The organism is Micromonospora sp. NPDC092111 (genome assembly GCF_044755745.1).
Lineage (GTDB): Bacteria > Actinomycetota > Actinomycetes > Mycobacteriales > Micromonosporaceae > Micromonospora.
The window spans coordinates 177,300-202,791 of the sequence record NZ_JBIVRQ010000010.1 but is presented as its reverse complement, the minus strand read 5'-3'; the positions used below and the strand labels follow the sequence as shown (position 1 = coordinate 202,791).

Sequence of the window (25,492 nt, the reverse complement as noted above, 5' to 3'; positions counted from 1 at the left end):
CCTGCGGGGGGCCCTGTCCCGGGCCCCCCGCGCCCTGTTCTGCGCGCGGTGCCGGGTCGGCGTTCGCCCGCGTGGTGCCGGTCGGCGTTGGCCCGCGCGGTGCCGGTCAGGCGGCGCGGAGGAGTTCGGCGGCGCGTTCGGGGGCGATGTCGTTGATGAACACGCCCATCCCCGACTCGGACCCGGCCAGGTACTTCAGCTTGTCGGTCGCCCGCCGGACGCTGAACACCTGCAGGTGCAGGTGGCCCAGCTCCCGGTCGGTCCGCACCGGCGCCTGGTGCCAGGCCGAGATGTACGGCATGGGCAGGTCGAACAGCCCGTCGAGCCGGCGCAGCACGTCCAGGTAGAGCGGGCCGAACGCGGCCCGCTCGGCGTCACCGAGCGCCGGGATGTCCGGCACCGGCCGGTGCGGCGCGAGGTGCACCTCGAACGGCCAGCGGGCCGCCGCCGGGACGTACGCGGTCCAGTGCTCGTTGGCGGCGACCACCCGGTCACCGGTGGCCCGCTCGGCGGCGAGCACGTCGGCGTAGAGGTTCCGGCCCCCGGTGCGCTCCGCGTGCCGGCGGGCGGCGGCCAGCAGCGACCGGGTGCGCGGCGTCACGAACGGGTACCCGTAGACCTGCCCGTGCGGGTGGTGCAGGGTGACCCCGATTTCCACGCCCCGGTTCTCGAAGCAGAACACCTGCTCCACGCCGGGCAGCGCGCCCATCGCCGTGGTCCGGTCGGCGAGCACGTCCAGCACCAGCCGGACCCGGCGGGGGGACAGGCCGGCGAAGGAGGCGTGGTGGTCGTCGGTGAAGCAGACCACCTCGCAGCGGCCCTGGCCGGGCCGGACCGGGGTGAACGGGGTGATCTCGGCGGGCTCGTCGACGATCCGCTGGCTCAGCGAGGGGAACCGGTTCTCGAAGACGGCCACGTCGTAGCCGGGGGCGGGGATCTCGCTGTGCCGGTCCCCCCGGGACGGGCACAGCGGGCACTGGTCGGCCGGCGGGAGGAAGGTCCGGGTCTGCCGGTGCACGGCCACCGTCACCCACTCGTCGGTGAGCGGGTCGTACCGGAGTTGGGAGGCGGGCGGCGGCGGTGGCAGCTCCCGGCGGTCCGGCTGGTCCCGGACGGCGTCGTCCCGCTCGTCGAAGTAGATCAGCTCGCGGCCGTCGGCCAGTTCGATCGCCGTACGCTTCACCGCGCCGCCTCCCGCGCCGTCGCCCGGCCCGGGCCCGTCACGATCACCAGCTCGCCCACCTTCTCGTCGAGTACCCGGCGCGCCTCGGGGGTCAACCGGTCGTCGCTGACCAGCACGTCGGCCGCGCCCAGGCCGACGATCGAGGAGATGCCGACGGTGCCCCACTTGGTGTGGTCGGCGAGGACGACCAGCCGGTCGGCGGCGGCCACCAGGGCCCGGTCGGTCTCCGCCTCCATCAGGTTCGGGGTGGTGAAGCCGGCCCGCTCGGTGATCCCGTGCACGCCGAGGAAGAGCAGGTCCAGGTGCAGCGAGCGGACGGCGTCCACGGCCAGCGGCCCGACCAGCGCGTCGGACGGGGTGCGGACCCCGCCGGTCAGCACCACGGTCTGGTCGGTCCGGCCGCCGGTGTGCAGGATCTCGGCCACCCGCAGCGAGTTGGTCACCACGGTCAGCCCGGGCACGTCGACCAGCCGTCGGGCCAACTCGGCGGTGGTGGTGCCGGCGGAGAGGGCGATCGCGGCGCCCGGTCGGACCAGTTCGGCGGCCCGGGCGGCGATGGCGGTCTTCTCGGCGGACTGCCGGACCGACTTGGCGTGGAAGCCCGGCTCGTCGGTCGAGCCGGCGGTGGTGGCCCCGCCGTGCACCTTGGCCAGCAGGCCCTGGTCGTGCAGCGTGTCCAGGTCCCGCCGGATGGTCATGTCGGAGACGCCGAACTCGGCGGCCAGCTCGGTGACCCGGACGCCGCCGGCGGCCCGGACCCGGTCGAGGATGGCCGCCTGCCGCTGCCGCGCCAGCATCCGCCGCACCTCCCGGCCCTCCGCGCTCTCACGCGGTCGAACGTGTTCCAACAGGAACGAACACTAGCGCGCAGGCGGCAGCGACGAAAGTGGAACCCCGACGATCAGGTGGAGGGCAGTCGGGTCTCCACCCAACCGGTCTCGGTCAGGTGGCTCAGCACCGCCTGGACCGCCTCCTCGACGCTCTGGTCGGTGGTGTCGACCACCAGATCGGCGTCGGTCGGCGCCTCGTACGGGTCGTCGATCCCGGTCATCCCGGTGAGCAGGCCGGCCCGGGCGCGGGCGTACAGGCCCTTGCGGTCACGCTGCTCGCAGACCTCCAGCGGGGTCGCCACGTGCACCAGCAGGAAGCCCGCGCCGGCGACCCGGGCCATCTCCCGGACGGCGGCCCGGGCCTGCGCGTACGGGGCGATCGGGCAGCAGATGCCCACCCCCCGGTGCCGGGCGATCTCGGCGGCCACCCAGCCGATCCGGCGCACGTTGGCGTCCCGGTCGGCCTTGCTGAAGCTCAGCCCGGCGGAGAGTTCCCGGCGCACCACGTCGCCGTCCAGCAGGGTCACCGTGCGCTCGCCCTGCTCGCGGAGCAGGTCGGCCAGGCCCCGGGCGATGGTCGACTTGCCGGAACCGGAGAGCCCGGTCAGGAAGACCACCAGCCCCCGGTGCCGGCGCGGCGGGCGGGCCCGGCTCAGCTCCTTGGCCACCGCCGGCGGGGTGTGCCACTCGGGCAGCGGAAAGCCCCGGTCCAGCAGGTCGTCGATCTCCGCCTCGCTCAGCGCCAGCCGCCGGTTGCGTGGTGGGATGTCCTCCCGCCAGCGCCACTGCCCGTCCCGGTTGTCGTAGGCCAGCTCGCGGGGGACCAGCACCCGCAGCCCGGCGCCGGAGAGCATGTCGCCGGTGGTGAGCAGGTGGGTCACCCCGTAGGCGGCGGAGATCCGGGCCCGCAGCAGGGCGTCGCTGATCTCGTCCCGGCGGCGGGGCAGCGGCACCGCGACCAGGGTCGCCGGGGGCATCCGGTCCCGGGCGGCGAAGACGCTGCGGACCAGGGCCTCCGCGGGCAGCCCGCCCGGCCCGTCCTCACTGACCGGGATCATCACCAGCAGGTGGGCGCCGAGGGTCCGGGCGGCGTGCGCGATCTGCGCGAGCTGCGGCCGGTGCAGCGGCCGGTCGGCGATCACCCCGAGCACCCGGCCCGGGGGCAGCAACGGACGCACCTCGTCCGGGCCACGGCGTAGCCGCTGGAACGGGCCGTGCCCGCCGTCGCCGAGCCGGCGGACCGGACCGCCCACCCCGGCCACGCCCTCCCGGGCCGGCCAGACGTCGGTGACCTCCAGCGCGGCCACCGGCGCGCCCTCGCCGTCGGTGAGCACCAGGGTCCGGCGCGCCGGGTCGGTCGGGTCGAGCCCGTCGGCGAGCGGCGCCGGGACCTGGAGGGTCACCGGGACCGGCCACGAGGTGCCGTCGTCCAGCCGGCCACGACGCTGCAACGAGGTCAGGTCGGCGCGGGTCATGAAGCCGGCCAACGGGGCGTACGCCCCGGTCAGCAACAACTCCAGATCGGCCAGCTCGCCCGGGCGCGGGGTGTACGCCGGAGCGTCCCGCAGCACCTCGTCGGGCAGCACCCACCCGTTGCTCATCCGTACCCCTCACTCGCTGGCCGGTCCACAGTTTCTCAGCCGGCAGGCGATCGGTCGAGAGCGCCACTCCACTACCGGTCCGGAAGTGGATCATCGTCGGGGCGGACGGACCGACCGGCGGGTGACGATCGGCCGGGCGGGGCCGGTGGCGCGACGCCGCCCGGGACGGCGACGCGGTCCACCCGGTCCCGCCGCCCGGGGCGGAGATCAGGGGCACCCCCGGGCGATTCCGGATACCCGCCAGGGTGGCGGCTGCCTACGCTGTCGGTCGTGACACTGATCGCGACCGAGTCGCTGACGAAGACGTACGGAGGCCGGGTAACCGCCCTGGCCGACCTGACCGTCGCGGTCGAGCCGGGGATCATCGGCCTGGTCGGCGCCAACGGCGCCGGCAAGTCCACGCTGATCAAGATCCTGCTGGGCCTGCTTCCGCCGACCAGCGGGCGGGTCTCCGTGCTCGGCCTCGACCCGACCACCGACCCGGCGGCGGTGCGTGCCCGGGTCGGCTACATGCCGGAGCACGACGCGCTCCCGCCCGACCTGTCCGCCGCCGAACTGGTCACCCACCTGGGCCGGATCAGCGGCCTGCCCCGGACGGTGGCCCGCGAGCGCGCCTCCGAGACGCTGCGCCACGTCGGCCTCTACGAGGAGCGCTACCGCCCGGTCGGCGGCTACTCCACCGGCATGAAGCAGCGGGTCAAGCTCGCCCAGGCCCTGGTCCACGACCCGGACCTGCTGCTGCTCGACGAGCCCACCAACGGCCTCGACCCGGCCGGCCGGGACGCCATGCTCGCCCTGGTCCACCGGATCGGCACCGAGTTCGGCATCTCCGTACTGGTCTGCTCGCACCTGCTCGGCGAGGTGGAGCGGATCTGCGACACGCTGGTCGCCATCGACGGCGGCCGGCTGCTGCGCGCCGACCGGATCGACGCGATGACCTCCGCCACCGACGTGCTCGCCGTCGAGGTCAGCGAGGGCACCGACGAACTGGCCGGCCGGCTCGCCGCGCTCGACCTGCCGGTGACCCGGGACGGCCGGATGCTGCTCGTTCCGCTCGCCGACGAACGCACCTACGACCTGATCCTCGGCGCGGTCGCCGAGCTGGACCTGCCGCTGCACCGGCTGGACCAGCGCCGCCACCGGGTGGCCGAACTCTTCGCCCCGAGGGAGCCCAGCCATGCCTGAGCCGACCGGCGTCATCCACGACATCGGCTACCAGCGGTACACCGGCCCCCGGCTGGGCCGCCGGCACGTCTTCGGCGCGCTCTACCTGCACGGCCTGCGGACGGTCTTCGGGCTGGGGCGCAGCGCCAAGGCGAAGATCTTCCCCTGGCTGGTGGTCGGCATCGTGACCGTGGTGGCCGCCGGCCTCACCGCGGTACGCAGCCAGATCGGCGAGGTGGTGATGACGTACGCCCAGTTCGCCGACGCGATGAGCTGGCTGGTCATCTTCTTCGTCGCGGTGGCCGCCCCCGAGCTGGTCTCCCGGGACCTGCGCAGTGGCGTGCTCCCGCTGTACTTCTCCCGGCCGCTGCCGCGCGACGACTACGCGCTGGCCAAGCTGCTGTCCCTGGTGAGCGCGCTCTGGCTGTTGCTCGGCGGGCCGCAGCTGGTGATGTTCCTGGGCGCGGCGTTCACCACCTCCGACGGCCTGCGCGGGGCCTGGAACGAGCTGCTGGACCTGCTGCCCGGGCTGCTCTACGCCGGGCTGTGGGCGGTGGTCTTCGCCGCGATCGGGCTGCTGGTCGCCTCGCTCACCGGCAAGCGCGCCTTCGCCGCCGGCGGGATCGTGGCGGTCTTCCTGATGACCACCCCGATCGTCGGCGTCCTGTCGATCCTGCCGTCCCGGGCGGTCAACGAACTGGCGCTGCTCGCCTCGCCCTCCACCCTGGTCGGTGGGGTCGGCACCTGGGCGCTGCGGGACTGGCTGCACCCGAAGGGGCAGGGCGTTCCCCAGATCGGCGACTTCGGCCCGGTCTACGCGATCGCCGCCGTGCTGCTGGTCACCGCCTGCACCGCCCTGCTGCTGCTGCGATACCGGAAGGTGGCCGCCCGATGACCACACTCGACACCGGCGCCCCGCCGGCCGTCACCACCAGCACCCTGGACCTCGCCGGGGTCTCCCGCTGGTACGGCAACGTGGTGGCGGTCAACGACGTCACCATGCGGCTCGGCCCCGGGGTGACCGGCCTGCTCGGCCCGAACGGCGCCGGCAAGACCACCCTGCTGCACATGATGGCCGGTTTCCTCGCCCCGTCCCGGGGCACGCTGACCCTGGACGGCGCATCGACCTGGCGCAACCCGGACGTCTACCGCCGGCTCGGGCTGGTCAGCGAGCGGGAGGCGGTGCACTCCTTCCTCACCGCCCGCGAGTTCGTGCTGGCCAGCGCGAAGCTGCACCGGCTGCCCGACCCCGAGGCCGCGGCCCGCCGGGCGATCGAGCTGGTCGAGATGACCGACGCGCAGGACCGCCGGATCGGGACGTACTCCAAGGGCATGCGGCAACGCACCCGGGTCGCCGCCGCGCTGGTGCACGACCCGCAGGTGCTGCTGCTCGACGAACCGTTCAACGGGATGGACCCGCGCCAGCGGCTGCACATGATGGGGCTGCTGCACTCCCTCGGCGACGCCGGGCGGACCATCCTGTTCAGCTCGCACATCCTGGAGGAGGTCGAGCAGGTCTCCGGGACGGTGCAGGTGATGGTGGCCGGTCGACTGGCCGCCTCCGGCGACTTCCGGACCATCCGCCGGCTGATGACCAACCGGCCGCACGTCTTCGCGGTCCGCTCCACCGACGACCGGGCGCTGGCGGTGGCGCTGATGGCCGACCCGTCGGTCACCGGCGTCGAGCTGGACAAGGCCGGCCTGACCGTGCGGGCCGGCGACTACGGCGCCTTCACCCGGGCGCTACCGAAGATCGCGCTCGCCCACCGCATCCGGGTCCGGCAGTTGACCCCCGAGGACGAGTCCCTGGAGAGCGTCTTCTCCTACCTGGTGGAGGCCTGATGTCGACCGTTTCCTGGATCACCGCGCGCGGGCTCTTCGGCCGCCGCCGGTTCCTCATGCTGCTGCCGTTGCCGGCGGTGCTGGTGCTGCTCGCCGTACTCTGCCGGTCGCTTGGGGTGGACCCGGGCCAGTGGGCGCCGCCGGTGCTGGTCGCCCTCGGCCTGGCCGTGGTGCTGCCGGTGGTGGCGCTCATCGTCGGCACCGGCGTGCTGGGGGCGGAGATCGACGACGGCACGGTGGTGCACATCCTGACCAAGCCGCTGCCGCGCTGGCAGATCGTGCTGCCGAAGCTCGGGGTGGCCGCCGGGGTCAGCGCGGCCACCGTCGCGGTGCCGCTCTACGTCGCGGGCGTGCTCGCCGACTCGGTACGCCTCGGCCTGGCGCTGGCCGCCGCCTCGGCGATCGGCGCGCTGGCCTACTCGGCGCTGTTCCTGGCGCTCAGCCTGGTCACCCGGCGGCCGGTGCTGCTCGGCCTGGTGTACGTGCTGATCTGGGAGGGGCTGCTGGGCAACTTCGTCAGCGGCACCAAGGTGCTGTCGATCCAGCAGTGGGTGATCGCCCTGGCCGACCGGATGGCCCCGACCGAGCTGCTGTCGACCACCGTCTCGGTGCCCGTCGCGGTGGTGCTGACGATCCTGGTCAGCGTCGGTTTCACCGGGTTGGCGATCGACCGCCTCCGCTCGTTCAGCATGGCCGGCGAGACGAGCTGACGCCCGCGCGTTCCGCCGCGCCCCTGCCGCACCGTGATCGACTCAGGATCGCCGAGACAGCGGTGTCCACCCGTTGCGACACCGCTGTCTCGGCGACCCGGCGAACCCGTTGGGGGAGTGGCGACGGTCAGAAGGCGCAGGCGATCACCAGCTCGGGGGTACGGTCCGGCAGCAGGTCGAGCTTGCCGACCCGGCCCGCCGCGCGGACGTCGTCCGCGACGAGGGTGAGCTGGTCCAGCAGGGCGGCCGGGCCGAGCGCCTCGGCCAGCGGCACCTCCGCCCGCATCGACAGCTTCCGCTCCGACTTGGCCCGCCGCACCTGGCCCAACGCGTCGGCGGCCAGCCGCAGCAGCGCCGGGTCACCGGTGCCGGTGATCGCCCGGTCCACCTCGTAGGTGGTGGGCCAGGTGGCGCGGTGCACCGAGCCGTACCGCCACCACGACCAGACCTCCTCGGTGACGTACGGCAGCACCGGGGCGAAGAGCCGCAACTGCACCGACAGCGCGGTGGCGAGCGCCGCCCGGGCCGAGTCGGCACCCGGACCGGAGCCGTAGGCGCGCTCCTTCACCAGTTCGATGTAGTCGTCGCAGAACCGCCAGAAGAACGCCTCGGTGGCCTGCAACGCCGCCGTGTGGTCGTACCCGTCGAAGGCGGCGGTCGCGGTGCCGACGACGCCGGAGAGTTCGGCGAGCAGGGCGGTGTCCAGCGGCGCGGTCGCCGGGGCGCGCAGCGCGTCGGCGGCGCCCAGCCCGAGGGCGAACTTCGAGGCGTTGAGCAGCTTGGTGGCGAGCCGCCGGCCCACCTTGATCTGCGCCGGGTCGAAGGCGAGGTCCATCCCGGGCCGGCCGTTGGCCGCCCAGTAGCGGACCGCGTCCGAGCCGTGCTGCTCCAGCAGGCCCATCGGGGTGACCACGTTCCCCCTGGACTTGGACATCTTCTTCCGGTCCGGGTCGAGGATCCAGCCGGAGAGCACCGTGTCCCGCCAGGGCAGCACCCCGTGCTCCAGGTGGGCGCGGACCACGGTGGCGAAGAGCCAGGTGCGGATGATCTCCTGCCCCTGCGGGCGCAGGTCCATCGGGAAGACCCGGCGGAACAACTCCGGGTCGGTCTCCCAGCCGCCGACGATCTGCGGGGTCAGCGACGAGGTGGCCCAGGTGTCCAGCACGTCCGGGTCGCCGACGAAACCGCCGGGCACGCCGCGCTGCGACTCGTCGAACCCGGGCGGCGGTTCACTCGACGGATCGATCGGCAGCAACGCCTCGTCCGGTGTGAGAGGGTGGGTGTGGTCCGGCTCGCCAACGGCGTCGAGCCGGTACCACACCGGCACCGGCACCCCGAAGAAGCGCTGTCGACTGACCAGCCAGTCACCGGTCAGCCCACCCACCCAGTGGTCGTAGCGGTGCCTCATGTGCTCCGGCACCCAGCGCAGCTCGCCGCCCCGGGCCAGCAGCGCCGCCCGCAGGTCGGCGTCCCGGCCGCCGTTGCGCAGGTACCACTGCCGGGTCGAGACGATCTCCAGTGGCCGGTCGCCGCGCTCGTAGAACTTCACCGGATGGGTGATCTCGCGCGGCTCGCCGACCAGGTCACCGGCGGCGTGCAGCAGCTCCACCAGGGTCCGTCGGGCGGCGTTGACGGGCTGCCCGGCCAGCGCCGCGTAGGCCGTCGCCGGCACGCCGGGCGGCGGCTCGGGCAGCAGCCGCCCGTCCCGGCCGACCACCACCCGGGTCTCCAGGGCCAGGTCCCGCCACCAGGTCACGTCGGTCAGGTCACCGAAGGTGCAGACCATCGCGATGCCGGTGCCCTTGGCCGGGTCCGCCAGCGGGTGCGCGCGCACCGGCACCTCGACCCCGAAGACGGGGGTACGCACCGAAGCGCCCACCAGGTCGGCGTACCGCTCGTCGTCGGGGTGGCAGACCAGCGCCACGCAGGCCGGCAGCAGCTCCGGCCGGGTGGTGTCGATCAGCACCTCGCGCCCGTCCGGCCCGGTGAACCGCAGCCGGTGGTACGCCCCCGGGCGCTCGCGGTCCTCCAGCTCGGCCTGGGCCACGGCGGTGGCGAAGCCGACGTCCCAGAGCGTGGGCGCCTCCGCCTGGTACGCCTCGCCCCGGGCCAGGTTGCGCAGGAACGCCCGCTGGCTGGTCGCCCGGGCCGCCCGCCCGATCGTGGTGTACGTCAGCGACCAGTCCACCGACAGCCCGAGCCGCCGCCACAGCGTCTCGAAGACCCGCTCGTCGTCGGCGGTGAGCCGTTCGCACAGCTCGACGAAGGTGCGCCGGGAGACCGGCGTCGGGTCCCTGCGCCGGGCCTCGGTGACCGGGGTGTCGGGCGGCTGCCAGGCCGGGTCGTACGGCAGGGCCGGGTCGCAGCGCACCCCGTAGACGTTCTGCACCCGGCGTTCGGTGGGCAGGCCGTTGTCGTCCCAGCCCATCGGGTAGAAAACGTTCCGGCCGCGCATCCGCTGGAAGCGGGCCACCGTGTCGGTGTGGGTGTACGAGAAGACGTGCCCCATGTGCAGCTCGCCGGATACGGTCGGCGGCGGGGTGTCGATGGAGTACACGTCGTCGCCGCGACCGTGCCGGTGCGGCGCGTCCGCCGCCCCGCCGCGACCCGCTCCGGTCGCCTTCGCCCGGTCGAACGCGTACGTGCCCTCCTCCTGCCAGCGGTGCGCCCAGCGTTCCTCGATACCGTCCAGGGTGGGACGCTCGGGAACGTCGGCGCGGGCCGTCCTCGCCGTATCAGTCATCCGTCGATGGTAGGCAGCCGGCGAGGCCGCGCCCACCGGCTTTGCCCGGGTGCGGTGGAGGCGTGTGGTGGGGGTGGGTGGTGGGGGTGGGTGTCGGTGTGGGTCACCGCCCTAGCGGGTCGAGGACCCGACCGGGGCGGGGAGCAACGGGCCCCGGGTGGCGAGCTGGAAGCCGAGGCCGGTGCGGGAGTTCACCCGGTCCAGGATGGTGGAGACCGGCGAGTAGCTGTTCACCTCGTCCGGGTTGGTGCACGGACCCCGGCCGTAGGTGCCGAAGCTGAGCACGCCGAGCGCCCGGCCGTCGGACTCGGTGAACAGGGGCCCGCCGCTGTCGCCCGGCCGGGCGCAGACCCGTACGTCGATGCCGCCGCTGGCCTTGCCGGTGACCTCGCCGCAGCGGGTGCCCGGCAGGTAGCCGGCCCCCGCGCCCGAGTCGACGTACTGCTCGCCGGCCGTCGGCGTGTACGCCGAGCCGGTGGCGCAGACCACCCAGCCGGCCTGCACCGCGCCGTACGGCGTGAGGCCGGTGACCCGGACGTCGTGACTGCCCTTCGTGGCGCACGCCGGATTGTCCGCCACGCACCAGTAGTTGACCAGGCTGGGCAGGTCGCCGGCGGTCCGCCGCGGGTACGCCCACCGGGTCGACGCGCCGTCGGCGTACGGCAGCACCGCGTAGTCGTACGGGAAGTTGTTCTCGGCCAGCACCGGGTTGGTCGACTCGACGCCCACCGGCACCTTCGGTCCCAGGAACTGGTGCCAGGCCCGGTCCACCTGCTGGTGTCTGCCGCCGACCACGCAGTGCCCGGCGGTCAGCACGTAGTAACGCCCGGACGCCGCCCGCAGGTTGAAGCCGGAGGTGCAGCCGCCGACGGTGCCGTCGTCGCGGGGCACGTCCAGCCGGATGCCGCCGCGCATCGGCGCGGTCGTGCAGTAGCGCGGGTCGCACGCCTTCGCGATGGCGGACGCGCCCCGCCGGGTCTGCGTCCGGACCGGCACCCCGGCGTCGTCCCGCGCCCCGGCCAGCCGGGCGTCGTCCGCCGCCACCGTGTCGCCGGTGAGCACCACCAGCTCGTTGGCCCGCTCGTCGACGAGCACGTCGCTGCCGGCGGTGACGCCCAGCGCGCCGGCCAGCCGGGCCGCCGCCGCGTCGAGGGCACGCCGGGAGTGGCGGACCGGGACGACCGTGACGTGCGCGGCGTCCGGCATGCCGGCGACCGCCCTCGCCACCGGGGCCGGGTCGGTCGCCGCGATGGTGAGCACGCCGCCGCCGGCCTGGTCCAGCCACATGCCGGCGTACTCGGCGGGGAACCGGGCGGCCAGCGTGGCGGCCAGCGGCGCGGACAGGTCCTGGAGGGCGAGCCGGCGGGCGGCCTCGTCGCGCGGCACCCGGTAGCGGTCGCTCAGGTAGCCCACCGAGGCGGGCGCGGCCTGCGCCAACTCGGTGGCCGGGCGACCGGCCGGTGTCACCGTCACCGGTGCCCCGGTGGACGGGAGTGAACCCCGGCCACCGACGCCGCTGCGCGTCGCCGACCGGACGTCGGCGGTGACCGGGCCCGCGCCGGCCGACCACGCGCCGGCCGCCGGGGTCGCCGGGACCGGATCGGCGGCCCGCTCCCGGGCCAGCGCGACCCCGGTCGCGCCGACCGTGCCGACCACCAACGCCGCCGCGACCACCATTCGCCCACGGATCCGCACGCCGCAACCTCCCCGTTTGCCCGGCGACGCCCGACCGGCCTGCCGCGGCCGGTCGGGACCGGCGGCGGGGCGAGGCCCATCGGCGAACGGTGAGTCTATCCGTCGCGGGGCTCACCGGATGCCCCTCGCCCGCCCGCCGGCTGGTGTCCGGCCACCCCGGACGGCGGGTCCGCCACCCGACCGGACCGCCACCACCATGGCCGGTCAGACCAGCGAGTCCCGCCACTGCCGGTGCAGTGCGGCGTACCGGCCGCCGGTGCTGGCGAGCCGGGCCGGGGCCCCGTCCTCGACGATCCGTCCGGCGTCGACGACCAGCACCCGGTCGGCGGTCTCCACGGTGGAGAGCCGGTGGGCGATCACCAGCGCGGTGCGGTCCCGCAGCACGGTGGCGAGGGCCCGCTGCACCAGCCGCTCGGTCGGTACGTCCAGCGACGACGTCGCCTCGTCCAGGATCAGCACCCGGGGGTCGGCCAGGAACGCCCGGGCGAACGCGACGAGCTGCCGCTGGCCGGCGGAGAGCCGGCCACCACGGCGGTGCACCTCGGTGCCGTACCCGTCGGGCAGGGCGGCGATGAAGTCGTGCGCGCCGATCGCCCGCGCCGCCGCCTCCACCGCGGCGTCCGGGGCGGTCGGCCGGCCGAACCGGACGTTCTCCGCCACCGTGCCGCTGAACAGGTGGTTCTCCTGGGTCACCAGCACCACCGCCCGGCGCAGTTCGGGGTCCGACAGGTCCCGCAGGTCGACTCCGTCCAGCTCCACCGTGCCGTCGTCCGGGTCGTGGAAGCGGGCCAGCAGCTTCGCCACGGTCGACTTGCCGGCACCGGTCGGCCCGATCAACGCGACCGTCTGGCCGGCCGGCACGACCAGGTCCAACCCGGTCAGCACCGGCGTCCCGGGCCGGTAGCCGAAGGTCACCGACCGGAACGTCACCGCCCCCCGGCCGGGCCCGGCCGGCAGCGGCACCGGACGCGCCGGCTCGGGCACCCCGGGCCGCTCGTCCAGCACCCCGGCGAGCTTCTCCAGCGCGGCCGTCGCGGACTGGAGGGAGTTGTAGAACTGACTCAGCTCCTGCATCGGTTCGAAGAACCGGCGCAGGTAGAGCAGGAACGCGGCGAGCACGCCCAGCTCGGTACGGCCGCCCAGCACCCGCCACCCGCCGTAGGCCAGCACCACCGCCACCGTGACGTTGCCGATCACCTTGATCCCCGGCGAGTAGGTGGCGATCAACCGGAATCCGCGCAGGCTGGCCCGCCGGTACTCGTCGTTCACCGTCACGAAGATCTGCTGGTTGCGCGGCTCGCGCCGGAACGCCTGCACCGCCCGGATGCCGCGCAGCGACTCGACGAAGTGGACGATGACCAGCGCCACCGCCTCCCGGCTGCGCCGGTAGGCGTCCGCCGAGGCCCGGGCGAACCAGCGGGAGAGCTGGAACAGGAAGGGGAACGCGAGCAGGGTCACCGCCGCCAGCGGCAGGTCCAGCCAGAGCAGGATCGCGGCGACCGACAGCACCGACAGCGCGGCGGCCACCAGGCTGTCGATCCCGCCGTCGACCAGTTCGGCGATGGAGTCCACGTCGCTGGTGAGCCGGGACACCACCCGCCCCGAGGTGTAGCGCTCGTGGAAGCTGACGGAGAGGGTCAGCAGGTGGCCGTAGACCCGCTGGCGTAGCTGGAGCAGGACGGCCTGGCCGATCCGGGCGGAACGGGTGAGGTAGCCGCGCCGGGTGACGTACTCGGTGACCGCCGCGCCGGCGAAGGCGCCGGCGACGGCGGCCAGCGGCCCCGGGTCGCCGGCCCGCAGCGGCGGCACGGCCCGGTCGATGCCGAGCATCACCAGGTACGGCCCGGCCATCGCGGCGGTGTTCTGGGCGAGCAGCAGGGCCACCGCCAGCCCGAGCTGCCGCCGGTGCGGGCGGAGCAGGTCCCGCAGCAGTATCCGGCTCCGGCCGCGCAGCCGGGCCACCGCCTCCGGCGAGTCCTGCTCGGCGTGGCTGCGGTCGGCGTCCGGGTCGGTGGCCAGCCCGCGCCAGCGGGACAGCTCGGGTGGGGGCTGCCCGTCCCCGCCGTCGTCCCGGCTGCCCGAGGCGCGCTGCCGGGGCGGCCGGCGTGTCACGAGCGCACCAGACCGGGCACGGCGGCGGGTTCGGCGGAGAGCACCGCCCGGTACGCCGGCACGGTGGCCAGCAGTTCGGAGTGGCGGCCGACGGCGGTGATCCGCCCCCCGTCGAGCAGCGCCACCCGGTCGGCCAGCGCGACGGTCGACGGCCGGTGCACCACCAGCAGCGCGGTGGTCTGCCGCAGCACCCTCTTTAACGCCGCCTCGACCCGGGTTTCGGTCTGCACGTCCAGCGCGGAGAGCGGGTCGTCCAGGACCAGCAGCGCGGGTCGGCCGAGCACCGCCCGGGCCAGCGCCAACCGCTGCCGCTGCCCGCCGGAGAGCGACAGGCCCTGCTCACCCACTCGGGTGGCCAACCCCCACGGCAGCTCGTACGCGAAGTCGGCCTGGGCCAGCGTCAACGCGGCCCGGACCTCGTCGGCGTCGGCGTCCGGCCGGCCCAGGGTGAGGTTCTCCCACACCGACATGGAGAACAGGGCCGGCTCCTCGAAGGCCACCCCGACCAGCCGCCGCAGCGAGGCCAGCCGCAGCGCGCGCAGGTCGTGCCCGTCCAGGGTGATCCGGCCGCCGGTGACGTCGTGCAGCCGGGGGACCAGCGAGAGCAGGGTGCTCTTGCCGGAGCCGGTCGCCCCGACCAGGGCCAGTGTCTCGCCCGGCTCGACGGTCAGCTCGATCTCCCGCAGCACCGGCTCGGGGGAGCCGGGGTAGCCGAACGAGACGCCCTCGAAGCGGAGCCGGCCGTGGACGGCGTCGCGGGCCAGCGGCACGGCCTCCGGGGCGTCCACGATCGACGGCGGGGTGTCCAGCACCTCCTGGATCCGGTCCGCCGCCGTGGCCGCCTCCTGCCCGTTGGCGATGATCCAGCCGAGCGACTGCACCGGCCAGATCAGCATGAGCTGGAGGCTGACGAAGGCGACCAGTTCGCCGACGGTGAGCGCGCCCCGGGCGACCAGCGTCGCGCCGCCGACCAGCACCGCGCCCAGGGTCAGGTTGGGCACCAGGTCGAACAGGGCCGAGGTGCGGGCCAACAGCGCGCCCTTGGCGACCCCGGTGTCGTGCAGCGTCCGGGCCCGCCCGGCGAACCGGTCGGCCAGCTCCGGCCCCCGCCCGTACGCCCGCATGGTGCGCAGCCCCTGCGCGGTCTCCTCGACCAGGGTGGCGACGTCGCCCTGCTGGTCCTGCATCCGGCGGGACGCCGCGTGGTAGCTACGGGCGAACCGGCGGCTGATCAGGAACAGCGGTGCCGCGCTGGCCGCCACCAGCAGGCCCAGCGGCCCGTGCAGCCGGACCAGGAGCACCACCACGGCGAAGTAGGTGACCAGGTTGAGCACCAGGAAGAGCAGCCCGAAGGAGAGGAACCGGCGCAGCACCGACAGGTCGCTGGTGGCCCGGGAGAGCAACTGCCCGGACTGCCAGTGGTCGTGGAAGCCGGGCGACAGGCGTTGCAGGTGGGCGTAGAGGTCGGCGCGGATGGCCGCCTCCATGCCGACCGAGGAGGACGACTGGGTCCACCGCCGGATGAAGATCAGCACCGCCTCGACGAGCCCGAGCAGCAGGGCCAGCCCGCCGAGCCGGAGCAGGCCGGCCGGGTCCTGCCGGGCGATCGGCCCGTCGACCACCCGCTGCACCACCAGCGGCACGGCGAGACCGGCGGCGGTGGCCGCCAGCGCGGCGAGCAGCAGCCAACCGAACTCGACGGCGTGCGGGCGCAGGTAGCGGCGCAGCCGCCAGAGGTTGAGCAGCGGGCGCGCCGGGCCGCCCGCCCCCGGGGGCGGGTCGCCGTCGCACTGCGCGGGCACTACCCGAAGGTAGCGTCGAACGGTGCCGGGGCCGCTGTCAGCTTGCGGTCAACCTGCGCTCATGACCGAGAAGCCACTTCTTCACGTCCAGCCCGTACCGGTAGCCGCCGAGGCTGCCGTCGGTGCGCAGCACCCGGTGACAGGGGACGAAGAGGGCGGCGGCGTTGCGGGCGCAGGCGCCGGCGGCGGCCCGGACCGCGGCGGGCCGCCCGGCCAGCGCGGCGAACCCGGTGTACGTCACCGGCTCGCCCGGCCGCACGTCGCGCAGCACGGTCCAGGCGTGGCTGAGGAACGCCCCGCCGCTGTGCTGCTCGACCGGCACCGCGTCGATCGCGGTCAGGTCACCGTCCAGGTAGTCGCGGACGGCGGTGGTCACCGGGCCGAGGTCGGCGTGCTGCCGCAGCGGGCTGCGCAGGCTCGGGTGCACCAGCGGCAGCAGGCTCGCCGGCGTGTCGGTGAAGCCGGCGGCGCGGACCGCGCCGTCCGGGCCGGCCAGCACGCTCAGCGGTCCGGCCGGGGTGTCGACGGTGGTGGTGTCGATGGTCATGCGGCTCTCCAGAGTCTGATCACGGCGTACGACCGCCAGGGGCGCCAGCGGTCGGCGTACGCGTCGAGGGTCTTGGGGTCGTCGGGCAGGCCGAGGGCGGTGGCGCCCCGACGTACCGCGAGGTCGGTGGGGAGCAGGACGTCCGGGTCGCCGAGCGCGCGCATGGCCAGGTAGCCGGCTGTCCAGGGCCCGATCCCGGGCAGCGCCGTCAACCGTCGTACGGTCTCCACCCGGTCCCCGCCCGGCGCCAGGTCGACCTCCCCGGCGGCGACCGCCCGCGCCAGCCCCCGGATCGTCTCCCGCCGCCCCGCCGGCATCCCGAACGCCGAGTCCGGCAACCCCAGAACCTCCTCCGCCGTAAAAAACCCCCCCACCCCACCCCCACCCCCACCCTCCCCACCCCCCTGATCGGGTTCGCCCCGGTGATCAAGAGGTTTGCGTCGTCCGGATGCGTGCTCGGCGACCGAAACCTCTTGATCACCGCCGCCGGTAGGGGAGGCGGACCGGAGCAGGCGGGTGAGGGTGGTGGTGGCGGAGCGGACGGAGACCTGTTGGCCGATGATGGCGCGGAGGGCGGTCTCGAAGCCGTCCACGGTGCGGGGCAGGCGGACGCCCGGTTCGGTGGCGACCAGCCCGGCGAGGGCCGGGTCGGCGGCCAGCGTCTGGTCGACCGCCTCCGGGTCGGCGTCCAGGTCGAACAGCCGGCGGCAGCGGGCCACCGCCGGGGCCAGGTCGCGCATGTCGGCCAGCCGCAGCGTCGCCGCGACGTGCCCGTCCACCGGCGTCAACGCGACCTCCGCCGGACCGTGCGGCAGCCGCAACCCCCGGCGGTACGTCCCGTCGCGTACCTGCTCCACCCCGGGCAGCGCCCGGACGGCCAGGAACTCCAGCAGCGCGGCGGCGTGCAGCGGCGGCCGGTACGCCAGCCGGAGCGTGATCGTGCCCGCCCCGCCGGCCACCTGCCGGCCCGCGCGCGCGGTACGCAGCTCCGACGGGGTCGCGCCGTAGACCTCGCGGACCGTGTCGTTGAACTGCCGGACGCTGCCGAAGCCGGCCGCGAACGCCACCTCCGCCAGGCCCAGCCCGGTGGTCTCGATCAGCGTCCGGGCGGTCTGCGCGCGCTGCGCCCGGGCCAGCGCCAACGGGCCGGCGCCCAGCTCCGCCCGGAGCATCCGGTGCAGGTGCCGCTCGGTGTAGCCGAGCCGGCCGGCCAGCCCGGGCACGCCGTCCCGGTCCACCACCCCGTCGGCGATCAGCCGCATGGCCCGACCGACCACGTCGGCCCGGACGTCCCACTGCGGTGAGCCGGGCGCGGCGTCCGGGCGGCACCGCCGGCAGGCCCGCAGCCCGGCGCCCTGCGCGGCGGCTGCCGACGGGAAGAACCGGACGTTCTGCCGCTTCGGCGTCACCGCCGGACAGGACGGCCGGCAGTAGATCCCGGTCGACGTGACGCCGGTGTAGAACCAGCCGTCGAACCGCTGGTCACGGCTGTCCACGGCCCGGTAGCACCGTTCGAAGTCCAACTCCACGACACCGATGATGCCCGCAGCTCAGGGCCGGTGGCTCGCGGGAATCGGACCTGAGTGTGCGCGGGCCCGACAGCCCCGGGAGCGGGGTGCCGGGCCCGCGCCGGTCAGCGCGGGGACGGGCTGGGGCGGGGGGTGGCCGGCTGCGGACGCCCCAGCTCATCGCGGCTATCCCCGGCTCGGGAAGAGATCGCCGGCCGGCAAAGTGTCGGTAGTGGTCGATAGCGTCCCGCCACCAACTCCAGAAGGGTGCGGCGATGGCGAGCGTGGCCGGGCGGGGAGCCCCTCGGTCGGGGCGGGCGCGGCTGGACGAGGCCGTGGCGCAGGGTCTCTACGACCGGATGCGGGTGGTCGCGCCGGCCGCCTTCGGCGCGATCGAGCGGGACCGGGCCGACGACCCGGCGCGGCCGTTCGCCGACACTGCCTGCGGCCGGTTGGTGGCGTCCCTCGACGCGGCCGGTCTCCGGGCACTGGGCATGTGGGCGCACCACTGGTGCATGCGCTTCTACGACGACGACACCCGGGTCGGCCTCCGGCTGGTACGGGAGGTCGCCGGCCGTCCCGGGCTGGGCTGGACGGCCGACGAGGTGTGCTGGATGCTCGGCGAGTCCGAGCGGGCCGGCTCGGCGGCGGCGCACCGGTTCACCCTGCCGCTCGCGGCGGCCGGCGAACTGCCCGCCGACACCCTGCCCGACGCCGACGCCGACGCCGAGCCCGACGCCGAGCCCGACCTCGCCGATGCCGACGCCGACCGCCGGGGCCCGTGCGTCCGGCGGCATGACGCAGGATGGGGTGCCACCCGCCCGACGGAAGGACCGACGTGCCCGCCAGCGAACCCACCATCGTCGCCACCAGCATGGGCTTCACCAGCCGCCACCGCGGCCCGTGGGACGCCGACCCCGGCCCGGTCTTCGACCTGATGGCCGAGCTGGCGCAGGCCGACGAGCCGAGGATCTGCTACCTCAACCAGGCCGTCGGCGACCAGCCCACCGCGTACACCGTCTTCTACGGCGCGTTCGCCGGCACCCGGTACCGCCCGTCGCACCTGGCGCTGTTCCCGCTGCCCAACGTCGAGGACATCCGTGCCCACCTGCTCGCCCAGGACATCATCTGGGTCGGTGGGGGCAGCGTGGCCAACCTCTGCGCGGTCTGGCGGACGCACAATCTGCCGGAGATCCTCCGCGAGTGCTGGGAGGCCGGCGTGGTGCTCGGCGGGGTCTCCGCCGGCTCGATCTGCTGGCACGTCGGCGGCACCACCGACAGCTTCGGCCGCAAGCTGCGCGCCTTCACCGACGGTCTGGGCTGGCTGCCCTACGGCAACGGGGTGCACTACGACAGCGAGGCGGAGCGCCGCCCGCTGCTGCACCGGCTGGTCGGCGACGGCACCCTGCCGGCCAGCCACTGCACCGACGACGGGGTCGGGCTCGTCTACCGGGGCACCCGACTGGCCGAGGCCGTCGCGGACCAGGAGGGCGTGGCCGCGTACGAGGTCGTCCCGGACGGTGCCGGCGGCGTCCGGGAGACCCGGATCGAGCCCCGCCTGATCACCAACTGACGTCCCTTTCCGGGCCGGGCCGGGGCTGCCTGCCCGGCCCGGGGCCCGGACGGCGTAAGCTGGCCCGTCGTGAGTCTCACCATCGGCATCGTCGGCCTGCCCAACGTCGGCAAGAGCACCCTGTTCAACGCGCTGACCAAGAACGACGTGCTCGCGGCGAACTACCCGTTCGCCACCATCGAGCCCAACGTCGGTGTCGTGGGGCTGCCGGACGAGCGGCTGGGCAAGCTGGCCGAGATCTTCTCCTCGCAGAAGGTGCTGCCCGCGCCGGTGTCGTTCGTTGACATCGCCGGCCTGGTCCGGGGCGCTTCCAAGGGGCAGGGCCGGGGCAACGCGTTCCTGGCGAACATCCGCGACGCCTCGGCGATCTGCCAGGTGGTACGGGCCTTCTCCGACCCGAACGTGGTCCATGTCGACGGCAAGGTCTCCCCGGCCGACGACATCGAGACGATCAACACCGAGTTGATCCTGGCCGACCTCCAGACCCTGGAGAAGGCGCTGCCCCGGCTGGAGAAGGAGGCCAAGCTCCGCAAGGACCGGGCCGCCGCCGTCGCCGCCGCGAAGCTGGCCGTCGAGGTGCTCGACGGCGGCACCACCCTGTACGCCGGGGCCGCCGCCGCGAAGATCGAGCTGGAGCACCTGCGCGAGCTGCACCTGCTCACCACCAAGCCGTTCCTCTACGTCTTCAACGTCGACGAGGCCGAGTTGGCCAACGCCGGCTTCCTCGACGAGCTGCGCGCGTTGGTCGCCCCCGCCGAGGCCGTCTTCATGGACGCCAAGATCGAGTCTGAGCTGGTGGACCTGCCCGAGGAGGAGGCCCGCGAGCTGCTGGAGTCCATCGGGCAGCACGAGCCGGGCCTGGACCAGCTCGTCCGGGTCGGCTTCCGTACGCTCGGGCTCCAGACGTACCTGACGGCGGGGCCGAAGGAGGCGCGGGCCTGGACCGTGCCGGTGGGCGCGACCGCGCCGGAGGCCGCGGGCGTCATCCACAGCGACTTCCAGCGCGGTTTCATCAAGGCCGAGGTGGTTTCCTACGCCGACCTGGTCGAGGCCGGATCGATGGCGGCGGCGAAGGCGGCCGGCAAGGTCCGGATCGAGGGCAAGGAGTACGTCATGCAGGACGGCGACGTGGTGGAGTTCCGCTTCAACGTCTGACCCTCGTGCTGGGTGACCGACTGGGTGACGACGGGCGCGGGCAGCAACGAAGTGGTGCTTCGATATGCGGGTGGTTCGCGCAGGTTTGGTCCGGCGGGTGACTCCAGGCGGGGCAGAGTGGTTCCTGCTGCTGGTCGCCCTGCTCATCGGTGGGCTTGCCTGGAAGGCGGGTGCGCCCAAGTGGGCGGGCCTGATCTTGTCGCTCGTTATCGCCTTGGCGATCCGCTGGATGCGGCGGCAAGGTCGTATCGAACGCGTTCTCAGCGCTGTGACGAACCACCTGTCCGGGGCGCACGCGGGCACAAGGCAGCGTGAAACGTCGGCAGGAAGCGGCGAGCAATGTGAGTCGAGGTGAGGCGTCACCTGCGCGCCGGCCATGCTGCCGCAGGTGACGCAACCGCCCGTCTAGGTTCCGCTTAAACGTCGGACCGCTGTTGCCGGGCCGCCGACCCAAACTCGGCCCGGCCCGGCCCGGCCCGGCCCGGCCCGGCCCAGCCCAGCCCGCCCGCTGGATCGGCCCGCCCCGTGGAAGGCGATGGTTTCCGGAGACGCTTGTTTCGACATTCCTCTACCTTGACAGACCTCGAAACAGGATGCGACGGTGGGGCTGCTTCGAAAAGTGTCTAGGCAAGGGTGCGTCCCGCACCAGATCCACCTACCTGCCCGGAGGAGAACCATGCCCCGCGTCCAGCTCGCCCTGCGCGTGTCCGACCTCGAAGGCTCCGTCGCCTTCTACGCCAAGCTGTTCGACACCGAGCCGGCCAAGCGCCGCCCCGGCTACGCCAACTTCGCGATCGAGAACCCGCCCCTGAAGCTCGTCCTGCTCGAAGGCGAGCCCGGCCAGCCCACCGTCCTGGACCACCTGGGCGTCGAGGTGTCCGGCACCGACGAGGTCGACGCCGCCACCAGGCGGCTCACCGACGCCGGCCTGGTCACCCTGGCGGAGAACAGCACCGAGTGCTGCTACGCCCTCCAGGACAAGGTCTGGGTACGCGGCCCCGGCGACGAGCCGTGGGAGGTCTACACCGTCAAGGCCGACTCTCCCCGGCTGGCGAAGGCCACCGACGGTCGCCGTGCCCCGGCCGTCGAGCGGGAACCCGCCCCGGGCGTCGAGCGGGCACCCGCCCCGGGCGGTGCCCCGACGAACTGCTGCTGACGGCCGGTGGGCCCGCCCGTCCTCGACCCCTGGGCGGGCGCGCGCCCGCCCCGGACCTGGTGTCCACCGCAGACGGGGCTGCGGGCCGGGGCCGGGGTGCCATACCGTACGGGCGTGGTCGCGCTGAGGCTGGAACCGATGACCGACGAGCAGTATCTCCGGTACCGGGAGCGAGCGGAGACGAGGTACGCGGAGAACATCGCCGCCTCCGGGGCGATGCCGCCGCCGGAGGCGCAGGAGAAGGCCCGCCGGGACTACCAGGGGCTGCTGCCCGACGGACTGGACACCGAGGGCCACCGGCTGTGGACGGCCTACGACGGTGCCGACGAGGTGGGGATGCTCTGGCTCCACCTGGAACAGAAGTCGGACGGCCCGCACGCCTTCGGCTACGACTTCGAGGTACGCGAGGAGCTGCGCCGCCGGGGCCACGGCCGGGCGATCATCCAGGCCGCCGAGCAGATGTGTCGGGAGTGGGGCGTGGTCTCCATCGGGCTGAGCGTCTTCGGGTTCAACCTCGGTGCCCGAGCGCTCTACGAGCAGATGGGGTTCGAGGTGACCACCCTGCGGATGGCCAAGCGCCTGTAGTCCGGGGCGGGTGTCCGCCGGTGGGCGGTCTTCCGCGACGACCGGTCGGGTCGGGCGTCCAGTGGTGGGTCCGGAGGAGACGGTAGCGGCCCGCCGAGCTCGGCCATCATCACCGGGTCGCAGCGCATCCGGAGGTACGCGTCGACGTCGGACGCCACCACGTCACGCAGGAACGGGCCGCCGGGGCGCGTGGACGCCCCGGTCACCGGTCAGCCGGGTCGTCGGCGGGCCGGATCGCCGCGTTGCCGGCCACCGTCGGGTGGCCCGCGAGGGCCGACGCCGCGCTTCGCATGTCGGGCAGCCTAACGAAGCCACCGCCGCTCGTGTGGGCGGTCGGCGACCTGGCCGACCCGCCCTCCACCAGCGGGCTGCGCACCTGCTCCACGTGCGGGCCGGGGCAGGGCCCATCGCCACCGGCGGGCCGGGCGGTCGTCAGGAGATGTAGTGCAGGATGACGTTGTGCACGTGGTGGCTCTTCTGCGCGCCCCGGAACTCCACCTCGTAGGTCTGCGTCCCGACGTGGACGGCGATCGAGCCGGTGGAGAAGAACGAACCGCCCCACGACTTGTTGCTGACCACGCTCACGCTGGTGATCTTCGCGTACGGGATGCTCGTGATGGCGTAGCGCTTACCGATGAACGAACGGTCCTGGATGATCACCCGACGGTCGGTCAGGCCGATGAAGCCGGTGCCGGTGCCGACGGCGTCGTAGACGGCGATGATCCGTTCCCCGTCGAGCAGTCCACTCTGGATCTGCTGGAACTGCTCCTTGCGGTCGTACGTCGCATCTGCCATGCGTTCCACCGTAGGAAGGGTGCGCCAGCGTCGGTAGGTGCCGGCCAGGTCGACTAGTCTCGCCATGCCACCGGGAGACGGGCAACGGGGGAGGAAAACGGCATGAGGACGGACCGGCCCGAACCACGGCCCAGCGAAGCGGCCGGACGGGAGCAGCCGCCGGCACCACCCGGCCAAACGACACCGGACCAGCCGGACCAGCCGACGCCGCGCCAGCCCGCGTCGGGTCCGTCCGCGTCGGGTCCGTCCGCGTCGGGTCCGTCCGCGTCGGGTCGGCCGCCTGTGTCGGGTCCGGCCACGGACGGCGGTGAGTGGGAGCCCTGGGCCGACCGGTCGGCCGGCGCGGGCCGGACGAACCGGCTGGCCGTCGTGGCGTTCGTGCTCGGCCTGCTCGGCGGGGTTCTCGCCCCGGTGGCCGGGTTGTTCGCGCTCCGGCAGCTCCGCCGCGACGGGGGTCGGGGGCGGGGCCTGGTGGCGGCCGGTCTGGTCTGCTTCGGCGCCTGGGTGCTGGCCGGGGCGGTGTTCCTCGGGGTCGCCCTGGTCGGCCCCGACCGCGATCCCGGGCTCCGGGGCCTGCGGGTGGGCGACTGCTTCCGGGTCCCCGACGGTGCCACCGCCATCCGGACCGCACCCACCCGGGTCACCCGGGTGCCCTGCGCCGAGCCGCACGACGCGGAGTACGTCGACGACTTCCCGGCGTACGAGCGGTCCGCCGACGAGCGCTACCCGGGTGCGGCGGTGCTCTCCCAGCGGGCGGAGACGCTCTGCCGGCAGCGGCAGCGCAGCTACGTCGTCGACCCGCTCGGGCTTCCCGCGCAGGTGCGGCTGAGCTGGTACCTGCCGACCCGGGTGGACTGGTCCACCGACCCGACGATCACCTGCTACCTGACCGCTCCGGACCGGCTGAACCGGCCGCTGCGGATGGACAGCGCGGTCCTCGACCCCGGGCAGCTCGCCTACCTGCTGGCCAGCCGGGACTGGGCGGAGGTGCGGGCCGCGCTGGTCGCGACCGCCCCGACCGCCACTCCCGAGGCCCTGCGCGACGCGGTGCGGCGGGCCGAGAGCACGCACACCGACATGTGGTTCCGGCTGCGCCGGGAGAACTGGCCGGCACCGGTCCGGCCGGCCATCGAGCGACTGCTCACCGAGATGGAACAGGCCGAGCCGTCCTGGCGGGACGCGGACGGCGCGGCCGACCGGACGAAGCTGCTCCAGGTCGTCGCGCAGGCCGGGCGGCATCCGGATCCGGCCACCGAGCTGGCCGTACGCCAGGCCCTGGGTCTGCCCACCGCGCAGGGCGAACCTCGGCGCTGAGCCGGCGGGGTGGATCACCCACGGTCACGTTATGGCCACTTGGCGGGTCGGGGGCGGACGTTCCGGCGACCGCGTGGGGGGCCGTCCGGTCCTAGGCTGAGGTCGACGACGGCGTGGTGCCGGCGGGGGACGGGGGCCGACGATGGCGGGGCCGGCTGTGCGGGCTCAGTGCTCCGTCACGGCGCGGTACGCGTCCTCGATGCGGGCGGCGAGCAGCACCTCACCCTCGGTGAGTGGCTCGTCGTCACCGTGCCCGACCCGGATCTGGGTCTCGGACTCCCGCCGGCTGATCTCCGGACGCAGCCGCAGCGCGTCCGCGACGACCTTGACCCGCTCGGTCAACGCCGCGTGCTGCGTGTCGTCCATGACCAGCGTGCGACGGATCTGCTCACCCTCCCGCGTCCACCCGCGCAGGAGCGTGAGGGCGTCGCTGAGGTAGTCGTGCTTGGTTCGGCTGGTGAACAGCGCGCGCATCACCGCACCTCCCAGGCGCCGTTGCCGGCTTGTGGCCAAATCGTCGCCGTCCCGTGTCCTCGTGGTGCTATCCAGTCTGTCGACCCGATGGCGGTGTGTCCACGCCCACACTTCCGTCTCTTACTGACCTACCGGCCGGCCACGGTACCCAAACCGACGATTGATCTGGCACGCTGGACGCCCGTGCGGACCGAACGGGTTAGCGGGAACGGACAGGCCGAGCGGCGCGAGCCGAAGGTCGTCGTGGGCGCGGCGATAATCTCCGGCGGGCGGGTGCTCGCCTGCGCGCGTACCGCGCCCCCCGAGGTCGCCGGGATGTTCGAGTTCCCCGGCGGCAAGGTGGAGCCGGGGGAGAGCGAGACGGCCGCGCTGGTCCGCGAGTGCGCCGAGGAGTTGGCCGTACGCGTGGAGATCGGCGACCGGATCGGCCGGGACGTCCGGATGGCCCACGGCCGTTCGGTGCTCAAGGTGTACGCGGCCCGCCTGCTGCACGGCGACCAGCCCCGCGCGCTGGAGCACTCCGCGATGCGCTGGCTCGCCGCCACCGAGTTGGACACCGTCACCTGGCTGCCCGCCGACGCCCCCATCGTCGCCGCCCTCCGTCCCCTGCTGCGCCCCGCCACCGACTGACCACCCATGCCCGCTGTCCCGCCCCGAGCGGCCCACCGGGCACCCTGGACGCCGATGGTGAAGCTGTCGTCAC

General features: G+C 74.2%; 20 protein-coding genes and 3 pseudogenes. 11 read left to right on the top strand and 12 right to left on the bottom strand.

Annotated elements, in window-relative coordinates; genetic code table 11:
* Window positions 1-106 precede the first annotated feature (106 nt).
* The 3 genes from galT to cysC form a co-directional block, all read right to left on the bottom strand.
* Window positions 107-1,183 (bottom strand): galactose-1-phosphate uridylyltransferase, encoded by a 1,077-nt coding sequence (galT, locus tag ACIQG9_RS20440; protein WP_400404552.1) that lies wholly within the window; start codon window positions 1,181-1,183, stop codon window positions 107-109.
* Window positions 1,180-1,980 (bottom strand): DeoR/GlpR family DNA-binding transcription regulator, encoded by an 801-nt coding sequence (locus ACIQG9_RS20435; protein ID WP_400404550.1) that lies wholly within the window; start codon window positions 1,978-1,980, stop codon window positions 1,180-1,182. The genes galT and ACIQG9_RS20435 overlap by 4 nt, the downstream gene beginning before the upstream one ends.
* Before the next feature lie 104 nt (window positions 1,981-2,084).
* The gene (gene cysC, locus ACIQG9_RS20430; protein ID WP_400404548.1) at window positions 2,085-3,614 is read right to left on the bottom strand and encodes an adenylyl-sulfate kinase; all 1,530 of its coding nucleotides are present in this window, start codon (window positions 3,612-3,614) and stop codon (window positions 2,085-2,087) included.
* 270 nt (window positions 3,615-3,884) lie between these two features.
* Between cysC and ACIQG9_RS20425 the strand changes: the two genes are divergently transcribed.
* The 4 genes from ACIQG9_RS20425 to ACIQG9_RS20410 are packed head-to-tail and all read left to right on the top strand — an operon-like array spanning window position 3,885 to window position 7,330.
* On the top strand, window positions 3,885-4,799 hold the full coding sequence (locus ACIQG9_RS20425) for an ABC transporter ATP-binding protein (RefSeq protein ID WP_400404546.1): 915 nt from the start codon (window positions 3,885-3,887) through the stop codon (window positions 4,797-4,799).
* Complete coding sequence (locus ACIQG9_RS20420; RefSeq protein ID WP_400404544.1) at window positions 4,792-5,673, top strand: ABC transporter permease; 882 nt, start codon at window positions 4,792-4,794, stop codon at window positions 5,671-5,673. Before ACIQG9_RS20425 ends, ACIQG9_RS20420 begins: the two co-directional genes overlap by 8 nt.
* The gene (locus tag ACIQG9_RS20415; protein WP_400404542.1) at window positions 5,670-6,620 is read left to right on the top strand and encodes an ABC transporter ATP-binding protein; all 951 of its coding nucleotides are present in this window, start codon (window positions 5,670-5,672) and stop codon (window positions 6,618-6,620) included. The genes ACIQG9_RS20420 and ACIQG9_RS20415 overlap by 4 nt, the downstream gene beginning before the upstream one ends.
* On the top strand, window positions 6,620-7,330 hold the full coding sequence (locus tag ACIQG9_RS20410; RefSeq protein WP_400404540.1) for an ABC transporter permease: 711 nt from the start codon (window positions 6,620-6,622) through the stop codon (window positions 7,328-7,330). The genes ACIQG9_RS20415 and ACIQG9_RS20410 overlap by 1 nt, the downstream gene beginning before the upstream one ends.
* 127 nt (window positions 7,331-7,457) lie before the next feature.
* On the opposite strand, the gene valS is transcribed toward ACIQG9_RS20410, so the two are convergent.
* The 7 genes and pseudogenes from valS to ACIQG9_RS20375 all read right to left on the bottom strand — a co-directional run.
* Window positions 7,458-10,073, bottom strand: a complete 2,616-nt coding sequence (valS, locus tag ACIQG9_RS20405; protein WP_400404538.1) for a valine--tRNA ligase — start codon at window positions 10,071-10,073, stop codon at window positions 7,458-7,460.
* A gap of 111 nt (window positions 10,074-10,184) precedes the next feature.
* The gene (locus ACIQG9_RS20400; protein ID WP_400404536.1) at window positions 10,185-11,768 is read right to left on the bottom strand and encodes a trypsin-like serine protease; all 1,584 of its coding nucleotides are present in this window, start codon (window positions 11,766-11,768) and stop codon (window positions 10,185-10,187) included.
* A 204-nt stretch (window positions 11,769-11,972) separates the two neighbouring features.
* A complete protein-coding gene (locus ACIQG9_RS20395) occupies window positions 11,973-13,805 on the bottom strand; it encodes an ABC transporter ATP-binding protein (RefSeq protein ID WP_400404651.1) in 1,833 nt (610 codons plus the stop codon).
* Between the two features lie 71 nt (window positions 13,806-13,876).
* Window positions 13,877-15,682, bottom strand: a complete 1,806-nt coding sequence (locus ACIQG9_RS20390; protein ID WP_400404534.1) for an ABC transporter ATP-binding protein — start codon at window positions 15,680-15,682, stop codon at window positions 13,877-13,879.
* 37 nt (window positions 15,683-15,719) lie between these two features.
* Window positions 15,720-16,229 (bottom strand): methylated-DNA--[protein]-cysteine S-methyltransferase, encoded by a 510-nt coding sequence (locus tag ACIQG9_RS20385; protein ID WP_400404532.1) that lies wholly within the window; start codon window positions 16,227-16,229, stop codon window positions 15,720-15,722.
* Window positions 16,226-16,594: pseudogene (locus ACIQG9_RS20380) on the bottom strand (DNA-3-methyladenine glycosylase family protein); the annotation flags it as partial. The gene ACIQG9_RS20385 and the pseudogene ACIQG9_RS20380, both read right to left, overlap by 4 nt.
* Window positions 16,595-16,734: 140 nt before the next feature.
* Window positions 16,735-17,758 (bottom strand): annotated as a pseudogene (locus tag ACIQG9_RS20375) (bifunctional transcriptional activator/DNA repair enzyme AdaA); the annotation flags it as partial.
* A 254-nt stretch (window positions 17,759-18,012) separates the two neighbouring features.
* Here ACIQG9_RS20375 and ACIQG9_RS20370 point away from each other — a divergent pair.
* The 5 genes and pseudogenes from ACIQG9_RS20370 to ACIQG9_RS20350 form a co-directional block, all read left to right on the top strand.
* Window positions 18,013-18,441 (top strand): annotated as a pseudogene (locus tag ACIQG9_RS20370) (hypothetical protein); the annotation flags it as partial.
* Window positions 18,442-18,575: 134 nt separating this feature from the next.
* Complete coding sequence (locus tag ACIQG9_RS20365; RefSeq protein ID WP_400404530.1) at window positions 18,576-19,310, top strand: Type 1 glutamine amidotransferase-like domain-containing protein; 735 nt, start codon at window positions 18,576-18,578, stop codon at window positions 19,308-19,310.
* A gap of 69 nt (window positions 19,311-19,379) precedes the next feature.
* The gene (ychF, locus tag ACIQG9_RS20360; RefSeq protein ID WP_400404528.1) at window positions 19,380-20,465 is read left to right on the top strand and encodes a redox-regulated ATPase YchF; all 1,086 of its coding nucleotides are present in this window, start codon (window positions 19,380-19,382) and stop codon (window positions 20,463-20,465) included.
* Between the two features lie 676 nt (window positions 20,466-21,141).
* Window positions 21,142-21,621, top strand: a complete 480-nt coding sequence (locus tag ACIQG9_RS20355) for an ArsI/CadI family heavy metal resistance metalloenzyme (RefSeq protein WP_400404526.1) — start codon at window positions 21,142-21,144, stop codon at window positions 21,619-21,621.
* Window positions 21,622-21,735: 114 nt separating this feature from the next.
* Window positions 21,736-22,206, top strand: coding sequence for a GNAT family N-acetyltransferase (locus ACIQG9_RS20350; RefSeq protein ID WP_400404524.1), 471 nt, complete (start codon window positions 21,736-21,738; stop codon window positions 22,204-22,206).
* Window positions 22,207-22,638: 432 nt separating this feature from the next.
* On the opposite strand, the gene ACIQG9_RS20345 is transcribed toward ACIQG9_RS20350, so the two are convergent.
* Window positions 22,639-23,001, bottom strand: coding sequence for a PH domain-containing protein (locus ACIQG9_RS20345; RefSeq protein ID WP_400404522.1), 363 nt, complete (start codon window positions 22,999-23,001; stop codon window positions 22,639-22,641).
* A gap of 282 nt (window positions 23,002-23,283) precedes the next feature.
* Between ACIQG9_RS20345 and ACIQG9_RS20340 the strand changes: the two genes are divergently transcribed.
* Entirely contained in the window at window positions 23,284-24,315 is a 1,032-nt protein-coding gene (locus tag ACIQG9_RS20340) for a septum formation family protein (RefSeq protein WP_400404520.1), read from the top strand.
* Window positions 24,316-24,480: 165 nt separating this feature from the next.
* Here the strand turns inward: ACIQG9_RS20340 and ACIQG9_RS20335 are convergent, their stop codons facing one another.
* Complete coding sequence (locus tag ACIQG9_RS20335; protein WP_400404518.1) at window positions 24,481-24,789, bottom strand: 4a-hydroxytetrahydrobiopterin dehydratase; 309 nt, start codon at window positions 24,787-24,789, stop codon at window positions 24,481-24,483.
* 183 nt (window positions 24,790-24,972) lie between these two features.
* On the opposite strand from ACIQG9_RS20335, the gene ACIQG9_RS20330 reads away from it, so the two are divergent.
* Window positions 24,973-25,419 (top strand): (deoxy)nucleoside triphosphate pyrophosphohydrolase, encoded by a 447-nt coding sequence (locus ACIQG9_RS20330; protein WP_400404516.1) that lies wholly within the window; start codon window positions 24,973-24,975, stop codon window positions 25,417-25,419.
* Window positions 25,420-25,492: the final 73 nt, after the last annotated feature.